At 57.9% G+C, this 20089-nt stretch carries 18 protein-coding genes; 2 read left to right on the top strand and 16 right to left on the bottom strand.

Annotated elements, in window-relative coordinates; all coding sequences use genetic code 11:
* Positions 1-45: 45 nt before the first annotated feature.
* Positions 46-411 (top strand): hypothetical protein, encoded by a 366-nt coding sequence (locus tag W02_RS14290; protein WP_173048839.1) that lies wholly within the window; start codon positions 46-48, stop codon positions 409-411.
* A 70-nt stretch (positions 412-481) separates the two neighbouring features.
* On the opposite strand, the gene W02_RS14285 is transcribed toward W02_RS14290, so the two are convergent.
* The 9 genes from W02_RS14285 to W02_RS14245 form a co-directional block, all read right to left on the bottom strand.
* Complete coding sequence (locus W02_RS14285; protein ID WP_173048836.1) at positions 482-1072, bottom strand: DNA-3-methyladenine glycosylase; 591 nt, start codon at positions 1070-1072, stop codon at positions 482-484.
* 676 nt (positions 1073-1748) lie between these two features.
* On the bottom strand, positions 1749-2807 hold the full coding sequence (gene rfaD / locus W02_RS14280) for an ADP-glyceromanno-heptose 6-epimerase (RefSeq protein WP_173048834.1): 1059 nt from the start codon (positions 2805-2807) through the stop codon (positions 1749-1751).
* The gene (locus W02_RS14275) at positions 2791-3768 is read right to left on the bottom strand and encodes a deoxyhypusine synthase family protein (RefSeq protein ID WP_173051494.1); all 978 of its coding nucleotides are present in this window, start codon (positions 3766-3768) and stop codon (positions 2791-2793) included. Before W02_RS14275 ends, rfaD begins: the two co-directional genes overlap by 17 nt.
* Before the next feature lie 100 nt (positions 3769-3868).
* A complete protein-coding gene (locus W02_RS14270) occupies positions 3869-5929 on the bottom strand; it encodes a TonB-dependent receptor (RefSeq protein ID WP_232068553.1) in 2061 nt (686 codons plus the stop codon).
* 109 nt (positions 5930-6038) lie between these two features.
* The gene (locus W02_RS14265) at positions 6039-6464 is read right to left on the bottom strand and encodes a DUF3842 family protein (RefSeq protein ID WP_173048832.1); all 426 of its coding nucleotides are present in this window, start codon (positions 6462-6464) and stop codon (positions 6039-6041) included.
* Positions 6465-6467: 3 nt separating this feature from the next.
* Positions 6468-6890: a nickel-responsive transcriptional regulator NikR gene (gene nikR / locus W02_RS14260; RefSeq protein ID WP_173048830.1), complete on the bottom strand. Its 423-nt coding sequence runs from the start codon at positions 6888-6890 to the stop codon at positions 6468-6470.
* Positions 6891-7156: 266 nt separating this feature from the next.
* Entirely contained in the window at positions 7157-8584 is a 1428-nt protein-coding gene (locus tag W02_RS14255) for a Do family serine endopeptidase (RefSeq protein WP_173048829.1), read from the bottom strand.
* A 72-nt stretch (positions 8585-8656) separates the two neighbouring features.
* Positions 8657-11191, bottom strand: coding sequence for a heavy metal translocating P-type ATPase (locus W02_RS14250; protein ID WP_173051492.1), 2535 nt, complete (start codon positions 11189-11191; stop codon positions 8657-8659).
* A 55-nt stretch (positions 11192-11246) separates the two neighbouring features.
* A complete protein-coding gene (locus W02_RS14245; RefSeq protein ID WP_232068551.1) occupies positions 11247-11885 on the bottom strand; it encodes a thioredoxin domain-containing protein in 639 nt (212 codons plus the stop codon).
* Between the two features lie 95 nt (positions 11886-11980).
* On the opposite strand from W02_RS14245, the gene W02_RS14240 reads away from it, so the two are divergent.
* On the top strand, positions 11981-12535 hold the full coding sequence (locus W02_RS14240; RefSeq protein WP_173048827.1) for a Slp family lipoprotein: 555 nt from the start codon (positions 11981-11983) through the stop codon (positions 12533-12535).
* A 70-nt stretch (positions 12536-12605) separates the two neighbouring features.
* Here W02_RS14240 and W02_RS14235 read toward each other — a convergent pair whose 3' ends face one another.
* The 7 genes from W02_RS14235 to W02_RS14205 all read right to left on the bottom strand — a co-directional run bounded on the left by W02_RS14235 (position 12606) and on the right by W02_RS14205 (position 20065).
* The gene (locus tag W02_RS14235) at positions 12606-13655 is read right to left on the bottom strand and encodes a tetratricopeptide repeat protein (RefSeq protein ID WP_173048825.1); all 1050 of its coding nucleotides are present in this window, start codon (positions 13653-13655) and stop codon (positions 12606-12608) included.
* A 153-nt stretch (positions 13656-13808) separates the two neighbouring features.
* On the bottom strand, positions 13809-14294 hold the full coding sequence (locus tag W02_RS14230; RefSeq protein WP_173048823.1) for a S9 family peptidase: 486 nt from the start codon (positions 14292-14294) through the stop codon (positions 13809-13811).
* A gap of 30 nt (positions 14295-14324) precedes the next feature.
* Positions 14325-16631, bottom strand: coding sequence for a TonB-dependent receptor domain-containing protein (locus tag W02_RS14225; protein WP_232068550.1), 2307 nt, complete (start codon positions 16629-16631; stop codon positions 14325-14327).
* 130 nt (positions 16632-16761) lie between these two features.
* Positions 16762-17079: a hypothetical protein gene (locus W02_RS14220; protein WP_173048819.1), complete on the bottom strand. Its 318-nt coding sequence runs from the start codon at positions 17077-17079 to the stop codon at positions 16762-16764.
* Positions 17076-17645 carry a TlpA disulfide reductase family protein gene (locus W02_RS14215; RefSeq protein ID WP_173048817.1) on the bottom strand — a complete coding sequence of 190 codons (570 nt, stop codon included), beginning with the start codon at positions 17643-17645 and terminating at the stop codon, positions 17076-17078. Before W02_RS14215 ends, W02_RS14220 begins: the two co-directional genes overlap by 4 nt.
* Positions 17635-18984, bottom strand: a complete 1350-nt coding sequence (locus tag W02_RS14210) for a sialidase family protein (protein ID WP_173048815.1) — start codon at positions 18982-18984, stop codon at positions 17635-17637. The genes W02_RS14215 and W02_RS14210 overlap by 11 nt, the downstream gene beginning before the upstream one ends.
* Positions 18974-20065, bottom strand: coding sequence for an energy transducer TonB (locus W02_RS14205; protein ID WP_173048813.1), 1092 nt, complete (start codon positions 20063-20065; stop codon positions 18974-18976). The genes W02_RS14210 and W02_RS14205 overlap by 11 nt, the downstream gene beginning before the upstream one ends.
* Positions 20066-20089: the final 24 nt, after the last annotated feature.

The raw sequence follows: 20089 nt of genomic DNA, 5'->3' as shown, positions 1-20089 counted from the left end.
TTGACGGCAATCCTTCAGCCACCATTTATTCAAAGGAGAAGGGGTATGAAGCTCTTATTAGGCGCTGTTGCGACGGTCTCCGGTGTCCTGTTTGCGCTGTCCATGGCTTCGGCCAATCCCGCGTTGCTTCCCAAGCATGAGGGCTATCCGATGAAGAATAGCGGAAGCCCCGTCAATGGTCAGCCTACTGCCAATGATCCTGGCCAGAATGACGCCCGCGGGGAATCCACCTTGTTGAAGTCAGCCGATTCTGTAAAGAGTGCAAAACAGGACCTGACGAAAACTGACAACGCCCGTATCACCGCAACCGAGGGCGCCGGCCGTCTTCCGAAGGTTCAGGGCCCTCAGATTCAGATTGCTCCCCCCGTAACCTCGGCTACCAAGATCACAGGGGACCGGAAAATCGAATAAGGCCTACGTTCTCTTCTTATGAAACGGGGAAGCTGTGCAGTCCACGGCTTCCCCGTTGTATTTGGTGTACTTATTTTCTCCGCGCTCTACCGTTGCCGCTCTCCATGGCGACAATTCTAAACCTCCAGGGTTTTGACGCCCACGGACCTGCATAGTCGACGCCGATCCTCGGAAACGTTTCGATTTTCAGGCCGCGCAGCACAGCTTGCCGATCCTCGAACCATAGATGCTGGCCACATGTGAGGTCGACCCGGTTCAAGGAACGATCAATCGTCATGAACCGGCACAGACGTCCGGGACCGTCAATCAACGTACCCTCAACGTTTATAGCACGAATGAGAATCGCCGCTGGAAACTCTTCCCGCTCCGTCACGACATTGAGGCAATGGTACATGCCATAAATCAGATAAACATAGGCCATCCCTGCCGGACCGAACATGACATCGGTGCGGGCAGTTCGGCCCTTTGACGCGTGACAGGCCAAGTCATCTGGGCCGACATAGGCTTCTACTTCAACGATCTGGCCTGCAATCATCCTCCCATCGTTCTGACGCACCAGATATTTCCCCAGGAGGCTCTTCGCGACGGTAAGGGTCGGCCGGTCGAAATAATGCCTTCGAAGCACGGCTCCCTTCGCGTGATTCTGTTGCAGCTTGAACATCCCTTCACCATGGAACATCATTGTGAGATCGCGTGTCCGAGTTGGGTTCTCCGATGCATGGCTCTCCTTATGCCGACCGGCAAGAGCGTACCCTCCTCTTGAGCATCATCTCTCTTGTTTCGCAGAGCGGCGGGAGCAGGGTCAACGGCCGGCGGCAGATTATGACAAAGCCCAGAACATCTCTGCCAGCAGGACCTGACCCAATATGTACCGAAGGATGCTTCATCCAATGACGGATGCCCTACCACTTGCCTTTCTCCAACATTCGTTCGGTTGCCCTCGGAAGAGCGAATATTAACCATCGTACGCGGCTCGACTTTTTCTCGACGACCGATAGGTCATCTCATCCGGCCTTCTTACACCGTTCCGTCAATGTCGGACCACTCGTGCGTCCTCCGCCCCGCACCCGAAAGACCGGGTCGCGTCGCTCCAGGTCCTTACGTTGTTTGCGGGCGATGACGGAGACTCTCGACTCCACCTGAAGCCTGATTGGACATAAGGTATATAGCCACGGCTCTACGTGTTCGTATTCGGAATGCTGAAGAAGTCGGAGATCAAAGCCCCTGAGAAGGAACCCGCCGATGCAGTCGGGCGAAGGACATAATCGGCCTCAGACGGTAGTCGGCCGTTCGCTAGGGAAATGGCTGGACGTCCTGCGCTGCCGCGCCACACGCGATCAGGGAGTGCCCCGGTCGATCTCGAGACCGGAAGCTGAAGAAACGGGCGATCCCAAGTAGCGGTCCCGCAGCAGATAGTTCGTTGCATAGTCATGAATGGCTGACTCAAACGGTGTCAATGCATCAGAAAATCCGCTGCCACGCAATTTTCCAATATCCGCCTTTGTGAAATATTGATATCGGGGCCGTAGATCCTCCGGCATGTCGATATATTCGATGGCCGTTTCCCGTTTCAGAGCCCGACAGACGGCTGCGGCCAACTCGTTCCAGGTATGAGTCGTACCGGATCCGATATTGAATAACCCGTTCGCGCCCGTCCTCGTCGCCAGGTGCAATGTCATCGCCACGGCGTCCTTCACATAGAGAAAGTCCCGCTGTTGTTCGCCATCCTTGTAGTCAGGACGATAGCTTTTGAAGAGCCGGATGGTTCCTGTCTCCTGCAGTTGCACAGTGGCCTTGTGAACCATGCTGCGCATATCGCCTTTATGATCTTCGTTGGGGCCGAAGACGTTGAAGTATTTCAACCCGACGATGTGGTCGAGCCAGCCGTTCCTCCATGCGTGTCGGTCGAAGAGGTGCTTGGAAAAGCCATATGCATTGAGCGGGCTGAATCCGTCCAGATCTGGCTCGGTATCGCTCATCCCTGCCGCCCCATTACCATACGTCGCCGCCGATGACGCATAGAGAAACCGCGCATTGGTCGCCAATGAAGTTCGGGCCAACGCTTTGGTGAATTCAAAATTGTTGCGGACCAGATAGGTCGCGTCCCGTTCGGTGGTTGACGAGCATGCGCCGAGGTGCAGCACGATGTCGAATGTTCCAAGCTCCCCGTCTTGCAAACGGGCTAAGAAGTCCTCCGCCTCCACATAATCCCGAAATCGCAAAGGAACGAGATGACGCCATTTGTCGGTGTGGCGCAACCGATCGACGACAACGATGTCGGTGCATCCCTGTCGATTGAGACCCCAAATGAGAGCGCTGCCGATGAACCCGGCACCACCGGTCACCAGCACTCGACAATCTTCCAGGCGACGCGTCCTCTCACCAGTGGAGGACATACGCAAAGATCATCGGCGCCACGATGGTGGCATCCGATTCGATGATGAATTTTGGTGTGTCGATGCTCAACTTGCCCCATGTGATCTTTTCATTCGGCACGGCACCCGAATACGACCCATAACTGGTCGTGGAATCGCTGATCTGGCAAAAATATCCCCAGAGCGGCACATGTTCCCGCTTCAGATCCTGGCTCAGCATCGGCACGACGCAGATCGGAAAATCTCCGGCGATTCCGCCTCCAATCTGGAAAAATCCGAGCGAACGTGCCGAGGCGACCCGCATGTACCATCCGGCCAGCTCGGTCATATACTCCACACCGGTCCGAACCGTATGCACGCTTCGAAGTTTTCCCGTGATGCAATGCGCCGCGTAAATATTTCCCAGCGTCGAGTCCTCCCATCCCGGGACGAACATCGGCAGATCTTTCTCGGCCGCTGCATGCAACCAGCTGTCTTGTGGGTCGACTTGATAATGCGTCTTCAGCGTTCCCTGCTTCAAAAGACGATAGAGATACACATGCGGGAAATGCCGTTCCCCGTTTCGCTCGGCCAGAGCCCACTCTTCAAATACGGCACGCTCCACGCGGCGCATCGCCTCTTCCTCCGGAATGCAGGTATCGGTCACTCGATTCAGATGCCGCTCCAGCAACGCTTCTTCATTCGCTCCACTCAGCTCCCGATAATGGGGAATGCGCTCATAATGGTCATGCGCAACCAGGTTGAACACATCCTCCTCCAGATTGGCACCGGTGCAACAGATCGCATGCACCTTGTCCTGCCGGATCATTTCGGCGAGCGACAGCCCCAATTCCGCCGTGCTCATCGCACCGGCGAGAGTGACCAACATCTTTCCGCCGCCTTCGACATGTTTACGGTAGGCTTGCGCGGCGTCCTTCATCGCCGCGGCGTTGAAATGTCTATAGTGGTGATCGATAAAATGCGAAATCGATGTCGGTTTCATCATCATCGTCCTGTGTAAAGGTTGAACATTATCGTGAAGCCTTGCACCATTGCCATGGTAGCAGAATCGGCGCCTCCAGGTCCCAAGATGGATCCTCCTCTCAAAAATACCAGGCTAACCCACCCATGAAAAACCTGGGATTGCCCGGGACAAAATGAATGTCGTTGACGCCGTTGGCCTCGTTACGAAGTCGCGACTCAAAGTAAAACGTGGCTTGCTCCCACTTCGTATTGAGAATGTTTTGAACGAACAGGAACGCTTCCAGGCGACCATGTGGAAGTTTCACTGGAAGGATATACCGCTCCGAGAGATCGATGTCCACCCATGACGGAGCCTTCACGCTTCGATCTTCGACCAGCGGTCTCACGCCGAGATACGTGGCTTGGATTTGCGAACGAAGCCCTTCGGGCCATTGGAGCAATACCGCACCATAGGCCGTCAATTCGGGGGCCAGAGGAATGGCATCGCCGTTGGTAAATTCTGCTTTCGACCACGTGATGCTGCCGTTGACATACAGCGGCCCCCACACCTGACCACGCACGGCCGCCTCGACGCCGCGCCGACGGGTCGGGCCACGGCTTTCCGTTGTTCCCTCGTCACCCACGAACACCAGTTCGGATTTCAGGTCGATCGCCCACAGGGTGGCAATCAGCTCTATGCCTTCCTCGCCCCATGGCTTCGAGCGCAGGCCGACTTCGTAGGTCCTAGCTCGAGCCAGCGGCGACGAACCGGGCGCAACCGCGGATCGTGCATCGTTGCTGTGATAGCCTTCCCCGTAATTGGCGAACAATTCGGTTCTGACCCAGGGACCCAGGATCAAGTTGGCTTTGGGCAGGACCAATCCTGACGTCGTTCGTCCGGCCGGCTGCTCCGCACACGTCTCGCAGCGATTGCGCACGTCGAAGGTAAACATTTCGGCCCGAACGCCGCCGTTCACTCGCATCCATGACAGGGGTTGAAGCTCGGCTTTGAGATAGGGGGCATAGGAGGCCTCGAGAATGTCGCTGTCCGTGGTCGTGCCGAGGGGATTCCTGGCGACTTGTGTTCCCAAACGAGCGTGGATGTTGTCCACTCTGGTTTGTAGTCCGATCGTTCCGATGCTGGGAATACCCAGCAGCTCTCCACGCTGTTTGTAGCCGAGGTCGCCGCCGTACATGACCCTGGTGTCGTGTTGCTGAATCCCGTCCCCGTTGACCGGATCGTTCAGGAAATAGGTGAAATTCGTATACAGGTCGAATTTATAGTATTGCGCATAGGCATTCACAAAGAACTGCCCGCGCGAAGGCGTATCGTAGTGGTAGTTCAATTTACCGGTCGTCCGGAGCGTCTTGCCGCCCTCCGACGGATCGATGGCTCCAAAACGGTCGAGCGTGCCGTCATCGACGGCGCGGAGCGGGATTTCTCCCGATGCATTCCATTGCGCCTTGTGAAACGTCCCCGTCACGCTCAATTCATCGCGGCTCGTAAAATTGGTCGTCATCTTTCCGAGCAGGTTGGCTCGGAAATACCGGTTGTCATTCTGAAACGGTCCATTGGTGTAATACCCCTCGCCTGCGAACAGCGTGCGGACCTTGTCCTTCGTAGGCGAAAACATCAGGATGTACCGTTGCGTATCGAACTGGCCGCCGGCCGCCTGCACCAATCCCTCCTTGACGACTTCACGCGTTCGGAAATTCACCGCGCCGGCGGTATCGAAGTCTCCGAATTCCGGCAGGTAGGCGCCCTTGTAGACGTCGAGCCCTTCGATCGTTTCCGGAATGATGAAGTTGAGATCGGCGTAGCCCTGCCCATGGGCATGCGAACGGAAGTTAATCGGCATACCGTCGGAAAAAAATGCGACGTCGGTGCCATGATCCGCATCGAAACCTCGCAAAAAATACTGATCCGCTTTACCGGCGCCGCCGGAATGTTCGACCGCGATGAAGCCCGGAATGAGTCTCAGAACCTGCGCCGGCCGCCCTTGTGGTTGAAGCAGGTATTCTTTGTCGGGAATAAATTGTTGTGAGGAAGATGCAGCGGGCCGCTCGGCAATGACCGAGACCTCAGGGACTTCAAGAACCGTTTCGTCCGGATCATGGGCATGTACGACTGCGGATGACAGCGCCATCCACAGAACACCCGGCATGACCACGCCCCTGCCTGCGAGCTGCAGTCTGAACATTCGACCACCTCCGTCTGATTCGTGGGCGTCTATCCCACGGAAAGTGCGCATCATGTGCGCACGCGATTCAGACCTTCGTGGCCTGGTAGGTTTGACTGCCGGCAGCGGCTTAATGATCCGGTTCGCTGGACACTAAGGCACGTACCCGGGAAAGAGAACTCGCAATCAATTGCTCCAATTTGCTCGACTGGGTTCCCGCGACTTCCAACCGGTATTGATTGACAGGCAGCAGGATCTTGGTGCCCCGGCATTCCAGAATGGACTTCACGATATGACGCGTGACCTCCTCGCTCTCTTGGTAAGGCAGCAGGACATTCAACGAAGTCACGATGATGTCGGCCGTTTGAACGGTGCCGGCGATCGACTCCGGCCCCATGACCGCCCCGGTCATTCCCGGTATCCGCATGGCCTCGACCGCCGTTTGATTGGTTCCGAGGGCAATCAATTCATGATCCCGACCAAGTTCATCTCGAAGCCCCTGAATGAGCCGGCGTCCCAAGCCGCCTCCGTGCCCATCGATGACACAGACGCGCATGAGTCAGCTCAGCCCCTTCCCCATTGTCGTCATCGTAAGCTTGCCGTGTTTGACGCCCTTTACACTGATCAGGGTATCGGCGATCTTCTTGATTTGAGCGGCCGTGCCTTTGACGACCAACACTTCGAGACAGTGATCGTGGTCGAGATGCACATGCATCCCGGCCATGACATGCCCCTGGAAATCGTGTTGGATATGCGTCAGCTTGCGACTGAGATCCCGCACATGGTGGTCGTAGACGAACGTGATCGTCGCCACGGCTTCCCGATCCCGGTCCTCAGTCCATTCCTCACTGACGAGCTGCTCTCGAATCAGATCACGAAGGGCTTCGGAACGAGTGGCGTACTTGCGGCGCTTGACGACTCTGTCAAAGTCCCCGAGCAGGTGATGATCCAGTGAGACGCCGAATCGGACGAGTTTCTTCATGACCAGACCGAACAGTCAGTAGCACGATTGTGAAATTCATAACACCTATGGTGACAGGGCGTCAACCACTTGTGCACCGCACGATGAGCACGGACAGGAGAATGTGCGTCAAAGATGCCGAGGCGGACGGACAGGAGATCCTAGCCGATTTCGACGAGGTTACGTGCCTGCAGCCAGTGGCTCGAGGCGGAACTGGCAGGCGGCCCGGCCCTGATCTCGCCGTGTGCTTAGGAGGGAGCGCAGCGAATTCCCCGTTAGGGACTCGCCTATTCGCCGCGCACGGGGATGTACAGCACGGTTCCCTGGCGGTTGATCAGGAGGAGCGCCAAATCGTTCGGCTTCATGGGATCGGCCAGGCGTTGGAAGACTGAGAAATTCGGAATGGGCTGCCGGTTCAGCTCGAGAATCACGTCTCCCGGTTGGAGTCCGGACGATTCCGCGAGGCTGCCCTCCTCGATATCCGTGACGACCACGCCGTTGTTGACCGGCAGATCCATCTGCCGGGCGAGCGGGGTCGTGATATCGTCGAAGACCACTCCGGACAACGGATGTTGCGAAGTCGAGTCCGGAGCCGCCTCTCCTTGATTGCGCTTCGCACGCTCGCGGGGCGCTTCCTGGACCGTCAATTCCGCCTGCAGGGATTTGCTGTCCCGCACGATGTCCAAGCGGTGTTTGCTGCCGACCGTGGCGGCTGCGATCAGATTGCGCAGATGGCCGCTATCCATGACATCGCGGCCGTCGAAGCGGGCCACGACGTCTCCGCGCCTCAGACCGGCTTTTTCCGCGGAGCCTTTTGCCTGTACGTCCGTGACAATGGCGCCCTTCACATCGGGCAATCGAAAGATCTTCCCAAGCGCCGGTGTCACGTCCTGGGTCGATGCTCCCAAAAATCCTCTGACAACCCGGCCGGTCTTGATCAGGCTCTGCATCGCCGACTTGGCCATATTGCTGGGAATCGCAAACCCGACCCCGACGCTTCCGCCCGTCGGACTCGCAATCGCGGTATTGATGCCGACCAGTTCCCCGTTGATATTGACCAACGCACCGCCTGAGTTCCCGGGATTGATTGGCGCATCTGTCTGGATAAAGTCCTCGAAATCTGCCACGCCGACGTCGGCGCGCCCCACCGCGCTCACGATTCCGAACGTCACCGTTCGGCTCAGTCCCAAAGGATTGCCGATCGCCAGCACAAAATCGCCCACGGCGAGACGGCTCGAATCACCCCATGAAACTGTCGGAAGATTCGTTGTCTGGATCTTGACCACAGCCACGTCGGTCTTCGGATCGGTGGCGACCACTCGACCTTTGAATTGCCGCCTGTCGGCCAGGATCACCTCGACGTTCACCGCATCGGCCACAACATGGTTGTTCGTAATGATATAGCCGTCAGCCGTCACGATCACGCCCGACCCCTGACCGTATTGGCGCCGGGCGGGCGGTTCTTTGAATAGTCCGAACGGCAGGGCCTCATCGCCGAACGCCTGGTCCCGCACCATCACGGTCGACGCGATGCTCACGACCGCGGGAATAACTTTGGCTGCAGTCCCCTTGATTTGCGCCTGAAGATCATGGGCGGCCGCCACGGGAATGAGGTTGGCTCCGGCCCATGCCCGTTCAACAGGGACCACCTGCGTGAGGCAAAATCCTGCCGCGCAGAGCCACAGACATCCTACATACGGTCGAATGACGCGCATCGCCTTCCCGCTCTGTCGGAATTTCAGGATAAAAAGCGTCCGTAGCCTAGCATGCGCCCGTAGCGGACGCACTCATAATTCTACATGGCGCAGTCGAAGGGCGTTGGAAATCACCGAGAGAGAACTGAAGGTCATGGCCGCGCTGGCCAGCATCGGGCTCAAGAGAATGCCCCAGAACGGATAGAGCATACCCGCTGCGATGGGCACGCCCACCATGTTATAGGCGAATGCGAAAAAGAGGTTCTGTCGAATGTTTCGAATGGTTTCGCGGCTTAACCGCCTGGCCCGCACCAGCGCTCGAAGGTCGCCTTTGATCAGCGCAACGGCCGCGCTTTCGATGGCGACATCTGTCCCGTTCCCCATGGCGATTCCGACATCCGCGAGCGCCAGGGCCGGGGCATCGTTGATGCCATCACCGGCCATGGCCACGACACGGCCATCGCCTTTCAATTGACCCACAATCCGTCCCTTGTTCTCGGGCAATACGCCTGCATGCACGACCGTGATCCCCAGCTGCCGCGCGACGCGTTCCGCAGTCTCGCGGTGATCCCCTGTCACCATCACCAGAGAGACGCCGTCGGCTTTGAGCGCAGCTACCGCTTCAGGCGTGGACTCTTTTATTGGATCTGCAACGCCGAGCAATCCGGCCACCTGTCCGTCCACGGACACGAACAGCACGGTCTGTCCTTCGCGCCGCAGCGTTGCGGCTTCGCCTTCGAGCACGTCCAGATCGGGCGCCGATCCCCCGGCCTCATCCCGCAGAAATGTCGAGGTTCCAATGACGATTCGCCGATCCCTGACCATTCCCACGACTCCGTGACCGGTCACGGACCTGAAATCCTTGACGGGCGAGAGCGTCGATCCTCGTCGTTCGGCCCCGGCGACGACTGCGGCTGCCAGCGGGTGTTCGCTGTTGCGTTCCAGGCTTGCCGCGAGGTTCAACACCTCGGCGTCCGTCCAGGGCGGCACGAAGCGCATCGAGACAAGCCTGGGTTTTCCTTCGGTCAACGTTCCGGTCTTGTCGATCACCAATGTGTCTACCTTTCCCAGCACCTCAAGCGCCTCGGCCTTCTTGACCAATACGCCTGCAGTCGCGCCTCGTCCGGTCCCGACCATGATCGACATGGGAGTCGCCAAGCCCAGTGCACAGGGACAGGCAATGATCAACACGGCCACGGCATTGACCAATGCATGGGCCCATCTCGGTTCGGGTCCCCAGATTCCCCACGCCACCGCCGTCAGGAGTGAAATGGCTATGACAATCGGAACGAAGTAGGCGGCGGTCATATCGGCAATGCGTTGAATCGGTGCTCTGGTACGCTGCGCCTCTCCCACCATGTGAACGATGCGCGCGAGCAGGGTATCCCTCCCTACGCGCTGGGCCCGCATCAATACGCTGCCGTTTCCGTTGATCGTGCCTCCCGTGACTGCCGAACCGACGGTCTTTTCCACCGGAACAGATTCACCGGTAACCATCGACTCGTCCACCGAAGTTCCCCCGTCGATAATGACGCCATCCACGGGGATACGCTCTCCCGGACGCACCCGCAGACGGTCTCCGACCTGGATCCGTTCCAGCGGGACTTCCCGATCCACTCCATCATCTTCGACCCGGCGGGCCGCTTTGGGAACCAATCCCAGCAGTGCCTTCATCGCTGAAGTGGTTCGACGGCGCGCACGCAACTCCATGACTTGGCCGAGCAAAACCAGCACCGTGATCATGGCCGCTGCTTCGAAATAGACCGCCATCGAGCCGTCGTGCGAGCTGAACGAGGCCGGCATGATTCCCGGCATGAACGTCGCGACCGTGCTGTAGAGATAGGCCGCGCCGGTTCCAATCCCGATCAACGTGAACATGTTCGGGGCGCGATTCACGAAGGAAACCCATGCCCGTTCAAAAAATGGCCGGCCGGCCCAGAGCACAACCGGCGTGGAGAGTATCCATTGCATCACGTTGACGGCTTGGCCGTCGAGAAACGGCTTCAACGGTTGCCCCGGGATCATCGGGGCCATCGCCAATGCCATCACGAGTGACGCCGGTGCGAGACTGATCCAGAACCGCTTCGTCATGTCCTCCAGTTCGGGATTGGGCCCGTCTTCCAACGAAACGACTTTGGGTTCCAGCGCCATTCCGCAAATCCTGCAGGCCCCCGGCTTGGTCTCCAGCACATCCGGATCCATCGGGCAGATGTATTCGACGGCGGCCCCTGCGGGGATTTTCACCGGTTTGGGACGCCGCTGGTCCGGGGGCAATGCGAAATACGCCGGATCATCGCGAAATTTGTTCAGACAACCTTGCGCGCAGAAATAATACGTCCGACCGTGATAGGTGTGGGAACCGGCAGCAGTGTCCGGTTGCACAGTCATCCCACAGACAGGATCGATGTGACCGGAGTTCGGAGCCGCGGCCGGCATCATCGGTAACGATTTCTTCTTGCCCAGCGAGATAAGAGCGGCCGGCTGGGACAATACGGCGCGTTCGGGATCGGCCTTAAAGGTATTCAGGCAGGACTGCGCGCAAAAGTAGTATGTGGTGCCGCGATAGTCAAAACTCCCGGCAGCCGTGGCCGGATCCACCGTCATGCCGCAAATTGGATCGATCGCCATAGAAACCCGATGGTCATGTCGACCAGCCTTCACGGTCTGTCATACACCCTTCCACTTATTTCTTCCGATCCGCGTCAAGGATACTGTGGATGATCAGCTTGAGATTTTCCGGGTCGATGTTCTCGACCTTGATATTACCGTCAAGGAGTACGGTCGGGGTTTGTTGTATCTTGATTCGTTCACCCCATGCGCGGCCCTCCTCGAACAGCTTGGCCGGCTTCCCGCTGGCCATCCCTTCCTCGAAGGACTTGGGATCGAGCCCCACTTCTTTGATGAGGACTTCCCGCACCGAGCGGTCCAACACTCCCGTGACCTTGTCGGTGTGAATGGTGCGGAAAAGCACCCGCTTCATCTCGTTGCCCTTGCCCATGAGTTTCGCCTGTTCATACATGTCGAAGGGGGTCGGGAGCTTTCCTCTGATCACGGGGAATCCCACCATAGTCGCCTCGAGCTTGTCGCCGAACTCTTTCTCCAGCACGGCCAACCCTTCGCCGTCGAACCGGTGACAATGTGGACAGTAAAAATCGGCGAACTCGATGAGCCTGACTTTTCCCGGTGAGTGGGTGGACCGCTCGTCTTTGAGGATCTCGAACTTGCCCTTCAGCTCCGGAGTTGCCGCGTGCACGAATGCGCCCACCGTAAGCGCCCACAGTCCTATCGAGAGTGCCGCCATCCAGATTTCGTATCGCTTCACCGTTCTCTCCTTTCATCTTATCTGCTGCGTTTCGACGTACGAACCCGTCATTATATCGAATACCTCGTTCGACTGCTGTTTGTTATAATCGCAGTATGCGCATCCACCTGCGTGCCTACGGGTATGCCGCACTGTTTCTTGCCCTTTTGGCAGGTTGTGCCTCATCGCAAGAAAGCGATGACAGTGTTCCGGTCAACCGGGTGACGTTCGCCCAGGTCAAGGGGTCGCCGGACTCATATAGAGGGCAGGAAGTGCAGCTGGGCGGAGAAGTGCTTTCTGCCAAACGCCTGAGGGAAGGCACCCGCATTGAAATCCTTCAGCTTCCTCTGGACAGATCCGGAGCGCCTGGTTCCGACCTCACGCAATCTCAAGGGCGATTCGTCGCGCTTCACAAAGAATTTCTTGATCCAGCCACCATCCCGCATGGGACCAGAGTGACCGTCACCGGAGATGTCACCGGTTCCGTGACGCTCCCTCTTGATGAGACCGAATACACCTATCCGACCGTCGACGCCCGAAAACTCCAAGTCTGGAATGTTTCGGAGCAAAGCTACCCGCGCAGCAGGCCTTATCCGTATTCGTATTATGGTCCGGGGCCTTATTGGGGCCCGTATTGGAGTCCCTACTGGCGTCCCTGGCCTTATTGGTAGCCGCCTCCGTCACATGACCTCTCCCGCCAACCCTCTCCAAGGCAGGCGAGACGAGCTGGCGCTTTCCTCATTACCGTCCTGAAGTTCCGATAATACGCTCGACCCGATCGTCGCGGCCGCCCAGGTTCAGATATTTGTGATACTGCGCAAGCGCCCGGGGCATGTCCTTCCGGTGCAACTCATAGAAGACACCAAGATTATAGTGGGCCTCCGCATAGCCCGGCTTGAGTTCAACCGCTTTCTCATATTCCCGTTCGGCATCTTCCAGCTTGTTCATGCTGGTGTAAACGACTCCCAGGTTCATGTGCGCTTCGGCATATTCCGGACGATACCGGATGACCTCGAGGAACTCGCGTTCGGCATCGGCCGGTTTGTTTTGGCTGCGCAGAATGAACCCCAAGTTATAATGTGCGTCGACGAGACTCGGCTTCGCCGCGATCGCCTGTCGATAGTCATAGGCCGCTTCGAGCAGGTCGTTGTTGCGCTCTGCCAGCCTTCCTGCCTGATACCAGCCGTCGGCGTGCTTGGGATTCACGGACGTCAACCTGGCCAGCAGATCGCGGGCAGCCTTGTCTTCACCTTGGGCTTCGTTCAGAAGCGCCAGCCCGAACAAACCCTCCGGGCTTCCGGGATGAATCACCAGCAGCCGCTGGTACGTCTTCATGGCGGCAGCCGTCTCCCGTCTTCCTTCATAGAGTCGTGCCAGATCAAGATAGGAATCTTCGTGCTTCGGGTCGACCTCGAGAGCGCGCTTGAGCGTGTGTTCGGCATCGGCCGACTTCCCTTGCGCGATATAGACTTCGGCCAGGTCGTTCAGCGCCTCAGGATAGGACGGCTTGATCCTCAGGGCATGCTCGAACGCCTCAGCCGCTTCAGTCGGTTTTTTCTTGTGGTGGAAATACAGGTATCCAAGAAGATGGTACGCCTCGGCGGATGACGGGTTTAACTCAACGGCTTTATGCGCCGAGGCGATCGCGCCATCGATATCGCCGGCCCTGGACAATTCGGCGGCCCGCTCCAGCGTGCGGCGCGCGGGATCCGATGGCGCGGCACCGGCAGCGGCCGTGTGGCAAATCAGGAGGAGCCCATATGCGAAGATACTGAGCGTGCGTGGGCTCATACGCGTTTCAACCGGCACACCATTCGCCTGCCACGTAGACAGCTTGGACTATACGGACCGAGGGGTATGAAATCAACTCGGCCTGTAGCGGTGAATGGGAACCATGGTCCTTCCGATCCAAGCCCGTCGGGGAACAGAATCTGCCCTCCGCCTTCACTGAAGATACGGTGTGAGGAACTCCTCGAGCTCGCTGAAGACACGGATCCGGTCTTGCTCGCGGCTGAGCCAATGGTCTCCAAATGGCAACTCCACATATCGATACTGCGCATAACGCGCTGCCTTGAATTTCTCCGCCATGATTCGCGAATGCTCCACGGGCACCACGACGTCTTGCACGCCGTGTAAGAGCAGAACTGGTTTTCTGATACTGCCAATCTGATCGACTGGAGATGTGAGCCTCAACCGCTCACGATCGGACCACCAGCGGCCGATCCGTACTTCATCCTGGCTTCCAACCCCCACATAAAATTCTCTGTCGCGGAGCAGCATCCGAAGATCCGTTGGGCCGGCGATACTGACCGCGCATGCAAACACGTCAGGTGACTTCACCAGTCCCATCAGTGCGGCATAGCCGCCGTCGTCAAATTGCTCCAAGACCGCCTGCGCACGACATGGTCGACGTCCGTGCAGGGTTTCCATCGTTCGCGCCGTCTGTTGCCATTCAAATTGTCAGAACAATCCCAGCGTGACCCCTCCATAGATAGCCCGCCCGTAGCCGGCGAAGAATGCCTGCTGAGAGGCGCCGGCAGCGGTGGTCTCGCCGCCGATGACCTGGCCGGACGCGACGTATTTCTTATCCGCGATGTTATCGAGCTCGAGATAAAATTTGGCAAAACGGAACCACTTGCTCTTTACGTCCACGGTTTTGTGTACATTGATATTCGCAATGAGATAGGAAGGGATTCCGAACGTATTGCTGTTGTTCAGAAAGTAGCTATTGTAATACGAGGCCTCGATCCATCCACCCCATCCGGACAACGCGTGGTCGTACTCGGCCTTCGTGTGTAATACGTCCGTCGGAACATTCGGAACGTTTTTCCCGTCTCTCGAGAGAAATCCCGCTGCGACCCGATCGGAGAAATTGATATATCGGGCATCGATGTGCGTATAGGCTCCCGAGAGCCGTAATCCGGAAAGCGGCCGCCAGTCATACGACGCTTCGATTCCACGGTATTGGGAAGAATCCGCGTTGACGGAGGCCGTATTCCCTCCTGAAATGGTCTGTGTGATGATCTCGTTTTTGAAGAATGTCCAGAACCCAACTAATTGGACGCCGAGCGTTCGATGAAGCCTCGCTTCCGTGCCGATTTCCGTGTTGAGATTCTTCTGAGGCTTCAGGTCGAAATTGGTGCCCGGCAGTCCCGTCACCGGATCCCTGAGAAGATTGTTGAATTGCGGAATGCCGTATCCAGTCGAGGCGCGTATCCAAGTCCGATAGCCGTCTTCCGGTTTCCAAGATAGCGAGACTTCGGGCGCCCAATTATAGAACGTGCGATTCGCGCTCACCGGCGACGGTGTTGCGCCTGTGTAATTGATTGACTGCACGCTGATCATTGACTGCTCAAATCCCAAGCCTGCTGCGAGAATCCATTTCGGAACGAATTCGAGTTCCTCTCGAATCCTTCCTCCGATGTTCCGTATCGTGCCGCGGTTGTTTTGAAGCAACGATCCCCGCGTGCCTTGACCGTCCGCTAGGTTTTGGAACGTGTTCCCCTCCTGCTCCATGTTGTTGATGAAGAATCCGACGTAGCTCCGCAGAGGCATACCTCCGACCCGGCTGTCGTTTCGCAGGTCGGCGTATGACTTGACGTTTGGATTGACGTTGTCGGTGATCTGAGAAAAGTATTGATTGATGTCTTTGACGTCGTAATCCCCTTCGATGGTCAGCACCGTGCCCGCGTTGAGCTGACGCTCATAGATACCCCCCACGATGGTCCGCCGATCGATGCGCTGTTGATGGAGCAACGTCGCATTGGCGCAGCCGGCCATGTACGTTCCGGACACGCAGGTTGTCTGAGCTCCTCCGGCTTGGCGATCGTCCGTCGTGAATTGTGCTTGAGTCAATCGGGTCGGCACTCTGGTATCCAGCCAGTTGGAAATCGCCTTGAAGTAGAAATTCTGCTTGTCATCGATCTTGAAACGGAGGTTGAAGTTGATTGTCTGCGTCGAATAGTCGCTGTTCCTGATATATCCGTCTTCGGCGGCATTACTGCCGAACAGTGACACGTCGAGATTTTCAAACTGCTGACCAACCGCAAACGCCTGCTTTTGAAAGCCGTAGGATCCGCCTTGGAGAAAGGCTTCGAACCCGTTGATGTCGCTGCCGCGCCTTGTCCTAAATTGAACCATACCGCCTAACGCATAGTTATCGTACAGGGAGGACGAGGCGCCGCGTGTCACTTCGGTGCTGCGCATGAACCAGGGGTCTTGCATATCCAGGCGCGAGAGACCATCCGACTGCGTCTGAATGAACCCGTCTTCATAGACCTTGATATCGCGAACGGCAAACGCCGTCTTGGCGCCCTGGCCGCGAATCATGATGCTGAAGTCGCGCGGGCCGTTTGCCTGCCTCAGTACGACGCCGGGAATAGATTCCATCGACTCTTTCATCGTACGCGTCGGCTGAGAATCGGTTTCGGCCGGGATGGTAGCCGAGATGGACACGCCTTCCGGACGTTTCTGCATGCGCTTGCTCACGATGCTCATGTCTGCGAGCTCGTATTCCGGAACAGTCTCATGTTCCGATTCCGGTGCCGGCGCCGAGGTCTTTTCCTTGACGACAGGCGCACGTTCCGCCTCCGGTGCCGCCTGTTCCTTCTTGTGTTGAATGTCTTCCAGTTCTTGGAGAATACCCTTGAGTTGATCGCGCAATTCCGTTTCCCGGGCCGAGGGAGCAGGTTCGACAGATGTATCTTGAGCGGCGCCAATGCTGCTCCATACCAATGATCCGAATACGACCGCGAGAGCGTATAGCATGATGCACCACCCTCGACAAACCTGTACACGAGACGACATGGCTCGATACTCCTTCAATGGTGGGCTGGACAGCGCCCATGAAGCAGGCGGTGTCTTTTGCCTGTGAAAAACCGAATGACGGTGATAGAACTCAGCGCGCAACGAGTGGGGGGCCGCGGGAGAGCCGAACGGGCGATGCGAAGGAAATGTAGGGAGTCCTGAGAAGCGGCAGGACCCGCGAGAGCATGAATAGAAGGGTCACCGATGGAATCACCGGGACGAGCGCAGCCGACGGATTGACCTGGCAGGCCCAGGCGCATATCGCCGAGTGAGCCACGTGAGAGTTGCTCTGGTGCCTGGAGTGGAACGGGCTGTCCGGATGAAGAAACTGGCAACCGGCCGCCCCCATCGCCAATGCGGCATAAAAGAGGGCGACGGTCAATGACAATAGAACGGGAGCCCGCTTCATTTCTGGTCGTCGAGCACGTGCCTCACCAAATTCAATGATTCCGGGCTGTCCCAGGCTCGCGGTCCCACGGCGCGGCCGACCACTCTCCCGTCGGATGCAACGAGTACGGTCGTGGGCAATCCGCGCACCATGAGGCCGCGCGAAACCTCCTGGTCTTCATCGAAAAGCACCGGTAACGTGATCCCCAAGTGATTCAGAAACTGCTTGATGCCCTGAGGCTGCACATCGGTCGTGATCGTAACCACGGCGAATCGCTGTGGATCGAACCCGCGCTGCAGCCGTGCTAATGACGGCATTTCCTCTTTGCAGGGGCCGCACCAGGTCGCCCAAAAATTCAACAACACCACTTTCCCATTGAGATCCCCCGAACGGACGGAAGCCCCGTCGAGCCCCTTCAGATCGAACGGCTCGAGGATCCGATCGGCAGTCGTGCGGTTGATTTTCAGTTCGGCAAAGGGATCACGGGAGGCGGAGTCACCGCCGAATACCGGGCCGTCTCCTGTCTGCAAGACCGCGCCCACAAGCATGAGCAAACAGACCAACCGGGTGCCGAGGCTAGTGCCCATGACGGCCGGATCCTTCTCCGGCAACCTGCACGGAGGGAAATGACATGGTCTGTAGCACCATTCGATGAGCCGGCATGGCATGTTCTTTCCAACCCATCACCACGGTTCCCTGTTGGTTCACCGCGACAGTCGGCGTTTGACCGTTTTTTTCGTTGAGTTTCATCGGAATGCTGAACGACCCGCCTCGATCAACAGAGTAGCTGACGACAACCTCGCGGCGTACCGGTGATTGTTCTTCCCAGACAACGACGACCCGGCCCTCCTGATCGACCGCCATTTGCGGATGGTCCGGAAAGGTTCCTTTCGAGCGATTCAGTTGATGCTTCTCTGAGAACGTGGAGCCCTTGTCGTCCGAATAAGCCAGATAGATCGCAGGAGTCTCGTCTGCACCCTCGGTGTACCACGCGACATAGAGGCGCCCCTGGCGATCGACACCGAGAGAAGCCGGCCGATGCGGGCAGGCAGGATAGACCCACCGGTCGTTCCCGACGATGGTTGGACGGGAAAAGTTCTCCCCTCCGTCGATCGACCGCGACACCACGATTTCACGAACGTTCCCGTCGAGGATTTTTCTCCAAGCCAGATAAATGGTTCCGTCGGAAGAGGCGGCTAATGCCGTCCGGCAACAGACGCAGGTATTCTCATCGACTTTCATGTTCTTCGTAACCGTCCGTCCACCGTCGGCCGAGCGGGCCACAAATGTTCCCGGTTCTTTCTTGCCTTCGCGACCATCGATCCACGCCATATGGACGGCGCCATCGGGGGCCACCTGCATGGCATCGAACGTATGATTGATCACCTGCCCGTCATCGTTGACGAGAGTGGACGGGGCGAATGTACGCCCGCCGTCATGGGATCGGCTCAAGCGGAGCTCGCTGGAAAACGGCTTGTCAGGAGTCATGTTGGGATGCGTCTTCGACCAGGTCAGGAAAACATCGTTTCCATGGAGCGACAGCGCGGGTGACTCCTGTCTGTAATAGGGGCTCTCGGATGGATCATTGACTCGAACCGGCTGCCCAAGTGGTCCGCCGGGTGTATCGGACTTTGCAAAGAAGATCGTGCGTACATCCTTATCCTCTTCCACCCAGGCGGCGGCGATGAATCCTTTTTCATCGATGTGGACTGAAGGACCGACGACGCTTTTGACGTGATGGGTGTGGACGTCCTTTTGACCGAATTCGACGGGAAGCTGCGACCCCGACCAGGCCGACGTAGCGGATAGGGCGAGCCATACCCCGTAGACCGCGAACCATCCTGCTCTGCGGGATGGCCCCGCAATCATCACCGGTTTGCCCATTCGTTCCGGCGGATCGCCTTTTCTTCCGTCATTAATTGGCAAGGCTGTACACCATCGGTACACTGACGACCACCTGAGGCCTCTCGATCGCATGCTTCATGTGCAGCGGGCAGGCCAGCCTGACGGCTTCTATGGCCGCAGCATCGAGAACGGCATGCCCGGAACTTTTCTGCACCGACACCTCGGCTAATTGTCCGTCTGAACGGATGACGGCTTTCAGAATGACCTTTCCCTCCAGCCCGTTCATCCTCGCAGAACTGGGATAGCGTTTGAGTTCGGCCAGTCTGCGGCCAAGCGATTCGGCGATCCAGCGGTGATCGGCCTTGGTTTCCGGACCCGAAACAGTTGCTTTTGCGACTTGAACGGGCGTCTCCGTCACCATGGGAGCCGGAGGGGCTGCAGCCACGCTGTCCGCCCGTTCCGATACCGGCGGACTGGATTCCTGCGCAGGCGCAGCACGCTGGACCGGGGCATCGTGACGCTGCTGTTCGATCGCTGCGGGCGCCATCTCGTGCTGAACGGCTGCCACCGTCGTTTGAGTGGGCACCGGCTGCGCCGGTGCGATCACTTTCTCGTAAGGAGGCGCTTCTTGGACCGGCTCTTCGTGTCGTACGGCTTCATGGGTTGCTTGTTCAACCTGCCGCTCGGCCATCTGGACTTGCTGGGGTTGAATATTTTCCTGAACGGGTTCCTGGTGTTGTTCGACCGGTTGGGCTTGAACGACCGGGGTCACTTGTTCGATGGTTCGCGGCTGATCGCGCTGCATGACGACAGGCTGCTCCTTGGATTGCACGGACCGTGTCACAACGGGAGGAGGAGGTTCAGCCGCTGGAGTCGCCTTTTGAGGCCGTGGAGGCGTGGGCGGCACCGGCGCGCGCATAGGTTGGGCCGCAGCCATGACCGGCTTTTCCGTAGGAGCCTCAACGACCGAAACATCCCACTGGAACGTCTCTTTCAATGGCGGAGGTTGGATCTGCGCCATCAAAAGCATCGAACCTGCCACAGCAAACCCGTGCAGCCCTATGGACAGACCCCAGCCGCGGAGCCGAAGCTGTCCGCTCATCTGTTTTGCATCGACCGCGGTGGCCGTGTTAGAAAAATTCACCGACTCTACCCCCCGCATAGCTCGTTCCGCCTGTCTGGACGA

This window comes from Nitrospira sp. KM1, assembly GCF_011405515.1.
Taxonomy (GTDB): Bacteria; Nitrospirota; Nitrospiria; order Nitrospirales; family Nitrospiraceae; genus Nitrospira_C.
Note: the sequence above shows the minus strand (reverse complement) of the source record. Positions and strands in the feature narration are given on the sequence as shown.